The 7,478-nt window shown below is 70.9% G+C and carries 3 protein-coding genes and 4 tRNA genes; all 7 read left to right on the forward strand.

The features are described from left to right. The first annotated feature begins 77 nt into the window (after positions 1-77). The 7 genes from AB0G56_RS34515 to AB0G56_RS34545 all read left to right on the forward strand — a co-directional run bounded on the left by AB0G56_RS34515 (position 78) and on the right by AB0G56_RS34545 (position 7,131). Entirely contained in the window at positions 78-1,700 is a 1,623-nt protein-coding gene (locus AB0G56_RS34515) for a metallophosphoesterase (RefSeq protein ID WP_360977658.1), read from the forward strand. An 80-nt stretch (positions 1,701-1,780) separates the two neighbouring features. After that, a tRNA-Glu gene (locus AB0G56_RS34520) sits at positions 1,781-1,853 on the forward strand. A gap of 50 nt (positions 1,854-1,903) precedes the next feature. After that, positions 1,904-1,978: transfer RNA gene (locus AB0G56_RS34525), tRNA-Asp, on the forward strand. A gap of 24 nt (positions 1,979-2,002) precedes the next feature. Next, positions 2,003-2,076, forward strand: a tRNA-Phe gene (locus AB0G56_RS34530). Positions 2,077-2,157: 81 nt separating this feature from the next. Continuing rightward, on the forward strand, positions 2,158-2,826 hold the full coding sequence (locus AB0G56_RS34535) for a histone deacetylase (RefSeq protein ID WP_360977661.1): 669 nt from the start codon (positions 2,158-2,160) through the stop codon (positions 2,824-2,826). A 150-nt stretch (positions 2,827-2,976) separates the two neighbouring features. Further along, entirely contained in the window at positions 2,977-6,930 is a 3,954-nt protein-coding gene (hrpA, locus tag AB0G56_RS34540) for an ATP-dependent RNA helicase HrpA (RefSeq protein WP_360977664.1), read from the forward strand. A 126-nt stretch (positions 6,931-7,056) separates the two neighbouring features. Then, positions 7,057-7,131, forward strand: a tRNA-Asp gene (locus tag AB0G56_RS34545). The last annotated feature ends 347 nt before the right edge of the window (positions 7,132-7,478 follow it).

The following is a 7,478-nucleotide window of genomic DNA, read 5'->3' on the forward strand; positions in this document are numbered from 1 at the left end:
TACCCCACCCCCACGACGGGGCCCGCCCCGCCCGCGGAACGCGCATATCCGGCACCGGGGGCGGGCATACGCGCCCAATGGCTCGCGTCCGCCTCGCCGACCTGAACCTCCTGAAGCTCCCGCGCCGCGGGAACGCCGCCCGCACCCACAGCACCCGCACCCGCGCCCCCCGCGCCCGCCGGAGGGCGCGCTCCCTCACCCTGACCCCCGAGCCGCACCCCTGGCTGCGCGCCCTGGGGATGGTGACCGTGGTGGTCGCCGGCGCCTGGCTGGGCCTGCTGATCGTCGGCAACGTCCGCGTCCCGGTCGGACCCGTGAACACGACGATGGCGCTGCGCCCCTCCCTGAACGGCGGCACGAAGATCGACGTCTCGCCGCTGGGAGCCCTGAGCCTGGACAGCCATGCCGCGCCGGTGCGGCTGGACGTGAACGTCGACCAGCTCGACCCGGAACGCGCCCAGGCCCTGGTCGACCACCCCGAACGGCTCTCCGGCCTCCAGGACGAAGTGGTGCACGACGTCGAACACGGCACCCTGGACCTGGCCGTACGGTCGTGCGTCGCGGTGGTCACCGGCGCCACCGCGCTGGGACTCGCCGTCTACCGCCGTCCGCGCCGCGCCCTGGCGGCCGGCGGACTGGCCCTGACCCTGCTCGCCGCGTCCGGGGCCACGGCCTACGCCACCTGGAACCCGAAGTCGGTGCTGGAGCCGAGGTTCTCCGGACTGCTCTCCTCGGCCCCCTCGCTCGTGGGCAACGCGCGCAGCATCGTCACCGAGTTCGACGTCTACCAGAAGGAGCTGGCGCGCCTGGTGACGAACGTGACCAAGCTGTACGACGTCACCTCCACGCTCCCCGCCTACCAGCCGGACCCGACGACCATCCGCGTCCTGCACGTCTCCGACATCCACCTGAACCCGGCGAGCTGGAAGATCATCGCCTCGCTCGTGCAGCAGTACAAGGCCGACGTGATCGTCGACTCCGGCGACACCATGGACCACGGCACAGCGGCGGAGAACGGCTTCCTGGACCCGGTGGGCGACCTGGGCGTGCCCTACGTCTGGGTGCGCGGCAACCACGACTCGCCGGCCACCCAGCGCTATCTGGCACGCATGAAGAACGTGCACGTCCTGGACGACGGACGCGCCGAGACGGTGGCGGGCCTGCGCTTCGCCGGCGTGGGCGACCCGCAGTTCACCCCCGACCGCTCGGCCGTGCCCGGCGGCGACGCGGCCGAACAGCTGGCGGGTGCCCGCCTGGCGTCGTCCCTGCGCGACCAGCAGTCCAGGGGCACCCCCGTGGACATCGCCGTCGCCCATGAACCCGTGGCGGCCCGGGAGACCGACGGCGCGGTGCCGCTGGTCCTGTGCGGCCACCTGCACCACGAGGGCACGGAGATCCTCAAGTACGGCACCCGGCTGCGCATGGAGGGCTCCACCGGCGGCAGCGGGCTGCGCGCGGTCGAACACGAGCACCCGGCGCCCATCGAGGCCTCGGTGCTCTACGTCGACCGGGACAGCCACCGTCTCCAGGCGTGGGACGCGATCAAGCTGGGCGGCCTCGGACAGACCACGGCGGAGGTCAGCCGCCACCTCCCCGAGGACAACCGGCCGGGCGCCGCTCCCTCCCCGTCACCGCCGTCCCCGGGCGCCTCCCGCTCCCCCTCGACCCCGTCCTCAGCCGCCTCCCCCTCCGGCGCATAAACGGTTTTGGCGATACCCCTCGCCATCCCATATGCTTCTCACGTCCCCGACGCGCTGAGAAGCGCCCAGGCGGGCCGATAGCCCTCATCGTCTAGCGGCCTAGGACGCCGCCCTTTCAAGGCGGTAGCACGGGTTCGAATCCCGTTGGGGGCACGCAGTACGGTGTGTAAGACTGACTCCGGTCGGTTCACACACTGCCACAAGGTCCTGTGGAGCAGTTTGGAGTGCTCGCCACCCTGTCAAGGTGGAGGCCGCGGGTTCAAATCCCGTCAGGACCGCTGAGGTTTCACGTGAAACCTCGTGGCTGGGTAGCTCAGTTGGTACGAGCGATCGCCTGAAAAGCGATAGGTCGCCGGTTCGACCCCGGCCCCAGCCACAACCGCCCCCACCAGGGCACCGGGCCCCTCTCCGAGTCTCATCGGAGAGGGGTTCTTTCGTGCGCGAGGAGCCGACCGGCGTGAAAGCCCTGCACCCCATCGACCCGACGCTGCCGACCGACCCCGCCCCCGAGCAGGTCTGGTACACCTCCTACGGCTCGAACATGGACCTCGACCGGCTCGGTTTCTACCTGCGCGGCGGGCAGCCCCCGGGAGCCGCCCGAGCCACCCCGGGGTGCCGCGACCCCCGGATGCCCGCACGATCGGTCCCGGTCGAACTCACCGGGACCCTGTACTTCGCCACCGAGTCGCAGGTGTGGGGCGGCGGCCGGGCCTTCTACGACCCCCGGGCCGGAGGCCGGGTCCTGGCCCGGGCGCACCTCCTGTCGGCCGAGCAGTTCTCCGACATCGCCGCCCAGGAGATGTACCGCGAGCCCGGCGCGCGCCTCGACCTGACGGGAGCGCTCACCCACGGCCGGGCCGTGCTGGGCCGGGGCCGCTACGAGACCCTCGTCTGCGCGGGCCAGGCGGACGGCCTGCCCGTCCTCACGTTCACCGCCCCCTGGGCCGTCGGCGACGTGCCCTGGAACCCGCCGTCCGCCGCCTACGTCCGCCTCCTCGCCGGCGGGCTGCTGTCGGCCGGCGCCTGGGACGCGGACGCGGTCGCCTCGTACATCGCCGCCTGCCCCGGCGCGACGGGCCGCTGGACCGAGCCGGCCGTCGCGGACGTGCTGCGCACCGTGCTGTGACTTCCCCGCCTCCCCCGTGACCCGCTGCCCCCTGCCCCGCCGCCCCGTTGACCCGCGGGCACGGCGACCCGCGGGCACGGCGACCTCTCCGGCCGCGGCCGGGCAAATCATTCGCGCGAGATTTGCCCGAGGTGAGATCCTGGGACGCGTATGTCTACGCACCCCGCCCCCGCCCTGGACACTCTGGCCGCCCGCCTGACCGAGCTGTCGCTGCGTGACGCGCACCGGCTCGGGCGCAGGCTCGAAGGCGCGCGCAGGATCCGCAAGCCGCAGGCGCGCGCCGCCGTCCTCGCCGAGATCGAGGGCGAAGCCGACAAGGCCGCGCGGCGCATGGCCGACCGGCGCTCCCGTGTGCCCGCGGTCACCTACCCCGAGCAGCTGCCGGTCAGCCAGAAGAAGGACGAGATCGCGGCGGCCATCCGCGACCACCAGGTCGTCATCGTCGCCGGTGAGACCGGGTCCGGCAAGACCACGCAGATCCCGAAGATCTGCATGGAACTGGGCCGGGGCGTGCGCGGCATGATCGGGCACACCCAGCCCCGCCGGATCGCGGCCCGTACCGTCGCCGAGCGCGTGGCCGACGAGCTGGGCACGCCGCTCGGCGAGGCCGTCGGCTGGAAGGTGCGCTTCACCGACCAGGTGGCCCCGGACGCCACCTTCGTGAAGCTCATGACGGACGGCATCCTGCTCGCCGAGATCCAGACCGACCGCGAGCTGCGCGCCTACGACACGATCATCATCGACGAGGCCCACGAGCGGTCCCTCAACATCGACTTCCTCCTCGGGTACCTGGCCCAGCTGCTGCCGAAGCGCCCGGACCTGAAGGTCGTCATCACCTCCGCGACCATCGACCCCGAGCGTTTCTCCCGGCACTTCGGCGACGCGCCGATCGTCGAGGTCAGCGGCCGTACGTATCCCGTGGAGGTGCGTTACCGGCCGCTGCTCGAAGAGGATTCCGAGGACGCCGACCGGGACCAGATCACCGCGATCACCGATGCCGTCGAGGAGCTGATGGGCGAGGGCCGGGGCGACATCCTGGTCTTCCTCTCCGGTGAGCGGGAGATCCGCGACACCGCCGACGCGCTGATCAAGAAGCAGTACCGCTCCACCGAGGTGCTGCCGCTGTACGCGCGGCTCTCCCACGCCGAACAGCACCGCGTCTTCCAGCCGCACACCGGCCGCCGGATCGTGCTGGCGACCAACGTCGCCGAGACGTCCCTGACCGTCCCCGGCATCAAGTACGTCATCGACCCCGGCTTCGCCCGGATCTCCCGCTACAGCCACCGCACCAAGGTGCAGCGGCTGCCCATCGAGCCGGTCTCGCAGGCCAGCGCCAACCAGCGCAAGGGCCGCTGCGGCCGTACGTCGGACGGCATCTGCGTCCGGCTCTACAGCGAGGACGACTTCCTCGCCCGGCCGGAGTTCACCGACGCCGAGATCCTGCGCACCAACCTCGCCTCCGTGATCCTCCAGATGACCGCGGCCGGCCTCGGCGACATCGAGAAGTTCCCCTTCATCGACCCGCCGGACCACCGCAACATCCGCGACGGTGTGCAGCTGCTCCAGGAGCTGGGCGCGCTCGACCCGGAGCAGAAGGACCCGCGCAAGCGGCTCACGACGACGGGCCGCAAGCTCGCCCAGCTGCCCGTGGACCCCCGGCTGGCCCGGATGGTCCTGGAGGCCGACAAGAACGGCTGCGCGCGCGAGGTCATGGTGATCGCCGCCGCGCTGTCCATCCAGGACCCGCGTGAGCGCCCCGCCGACAAGCAGGCCCAGGCCGACCAGCAGCACGCCCGCTTCCGCGACGAGACCAGCGACTTCCTCGCCTTCCTCAACCTCTGGCGCTACCTGCGCGAGCAGCAGAAGGAGCGCGGCTCGTCGTCCTTCCGCCGGATGTGCAAGCAGGAGTACCTGAACTTCCTGCGCATCCGCGAATGGCAGGACATCTACTCCCAGCTGCGCACGGTCGCCAAGCAGATGGGCATCCACCTCGCCGACGAGGACGCCCCGGGCGACCGCGTCCACGTCTCCCTGCTGGCCGGCCTGCTCTCGCACGTCGGCATGAAGGACGTGAAGGACGGCAACAAGAACGAGTACCTGGGCGCCCGCAACGCCAAGTTCGCGATCTTCCCCGGTTCGGCGCTGTTCAAGAAGACGCCCCGGTTCGTGATGTCCGCCGAACTCGTCGAGACGTCCCGCCTGTGGGCGCGGGTCAACGCCAAGATCGAACCCGAGTGGGTCGAGCCGCTGGCCGGGCACCTGCTGAAGCGGACGTACAGCGAACCGCACTGGGAGAAGGACCAGGCCGCGGTGATGGCGTACGAGAAGGTCACGCTGTACGGCGTGCCGATCGTCGCGCAGCGGAAGGTCAACTACGGCCGGATCGACCCCGAGGCCAGCCGGGAGCTGTTCATCCGCAACGCCCTGGTGGAGGGCGACTGGCGTACGCACCACAAGTTCTTCGCCGACAACCGCAGGCTGCTGAGCGAGGTCGAGGAGCTGGAGCACCGGGCCCGGCGCCGGGACATCGTCGTGGACGACGAGACGCTGTTCGACTTCTACGACCAGCGGGTGCCCGAACACGTCGTCTCCGGCGCCCACTTCGACTCCTGGTGGAAGCACAAGCGGCACGAGCAGCCCGACTTCCTGGACTTCGAGCGGGAGATGCTGGTCCGGGAGTCGGCCCAGGCGGTCACCAAGGACGACTACCCGGACTCCTGGCGGCAGCGGAACCTGAAGTTCCGGGTGACGTACCAGTTCGAGCCGGGCGCCGACGCCGACGGTGTGACCGTCCACGTCCCGCTCCAGGTCCTCAACCAGGTCACCGACGAGGGCTTCGACTGGCAGATCCCGGGCCTGCGCGAGGAGGTCGTCACCGAGCTGATCCGCTCGCTGCCCAAGCCGGTCCGCCGCCACTACGTCCCCGCGCCGAACTACGCGAAGGCGTTCCTGGAGCGGGCCGTGCCCCTCCAGGAGCCGCTGACGGTCACGATGGCGCGTGAGCTGAAGCGCATGGTCGGCGTGCCGTTCGAGGCCGAGGACTTCGACTGGGCCAAGGTCCCCGACCACCTGAAGATCACCTTCCGGATCGTCGACGAGCGGCGCCGCAAGCTGGCCGAGGACAAGGACCTCGACGCGCTGAAGCTGCGGCTGAAGCCGAAGGCGCGCAAGGCCCTCTCCCAGGCCGCCGCGGCGACCGCCGAGCGCACCGGCGGCGAGTCGCTGGAGCGCGGCGGCCTGACCGACTGGACGATCGGCTCGCTCACCCGGGTCTTCGAGACCCGCAGGGCCGGCCAGCCCGTGAAGGCGTACCCGGCGCTGGTGGACGACGGACCGGCGGCGAACACCGTCTCGGTACGGCTCTTCGACACCGAGGCCGAGCAGGCCGAGGCCATGTGGAAGGGCACGCGCCGGCTGATCCTGCGCAACATCCCGGTGAACCCGGCGAAGTTCGCGTCCGAAAAGCTGACGAACCAGCAGAAGATCGGCCTGTCGGCCAACCCGCACGGTTCCATCCAGGCCCTGTTCGACGACTGCGCGACGGCTGCGGCGGACCGGCTGATCGCCGACTTCGGCGGACCCGCCTGGGACGAGGAGTCGTACCGCAAGCTCTACGACAAAGTACGGTCCGAGATCGTGGACCTGACCGTACGGACCGTGGGCCAGGTGCAGCAGGTGCTGGCCGCCTGGCAGGCCTGTGAACGCCGCCTGAAGGCCGTACGGAGCCCCGCGCTGCTGGCGAACCTGACGGACGTGCGGCAGCAGTTGGACGCACTGGTGAGGCCGGGCTTCGTCACGGAGGCGGGGATACGGCGGCTGCCGGACCTGATGCGCTATCTGGTCGCCGCGGACCGCCGGCTCCAGCAGATGCCGACCAACGTCCAGCGGGACACCACGCGCATGGAGAAGGTCCTGGAGATGCGCGACGAGTACGCGTGGCTGCTGGAGCAGATGCCGCAGGGCCGCCCGGTGCCGCAGCAGGTGCGGGACATCCGCTGGATGATCGAGGAGCTGCGGGTCAGTTACTTCGCGCACGCGCTGGGCACGGCGTACCCCGTCTCCGACAAGCGGATCGTGAAGGCGATCGACGCGGCGGCGCCGTGACGGGACCTGCACACTGAGTGAGTTCGACCCGGCGGCCCGCCTCCTGTACAGTTTCTTCTCGCAGCGCAACGCGAGTTCAGCGCTGCGAAACTCCCCCAGAGCCTCTGGGGTCTGGGAGGGGCTCCAGGTCCTGTGGAGCAGTTTGGAGTGCTCGCCACCCTGTCAAGGTGGAGGCCGCGGGTTCAAATCCCGTCAGGACCGCAGATGAAGGCCCGCATTCGGAAACGGATGCGGGCCTTTCCCATGCGACATCACCGCACCCCGACGCCTGGCCGCGCCCGCGGCGGCAGCCGCCGTCGGACACAGCAAATCCCGTCAGGACCGCAGGTCAAGGCCCGCATTCGGAAACGGATGCGGGCCTTCCCCATGCGACATCACCGCACCCCGACGCCTGGCCGCGCCCGCGGCGGCAGCCGCCGTCGGACACAGCAAATCCCGTCAGGACCGCAGATGAAGGCCCGCATTCGGAAACGGATGCGGGCCTTCCCCATGCGACATCACCGCACCCCGACGCCTGGCCGCGCCCGCGGCGGCAGCCGCCGTCGGAC

Source organism: Streptomyces sp. NPDC021356 (assembly GCF_040641015.1).
In the GTDB taxonomy this organism is placed as follows: domain Bacteria; phylum Actinomycetota; class Actinomycetes; order Streptomycetales; family Streptomycetaceae; genus Streptomyces.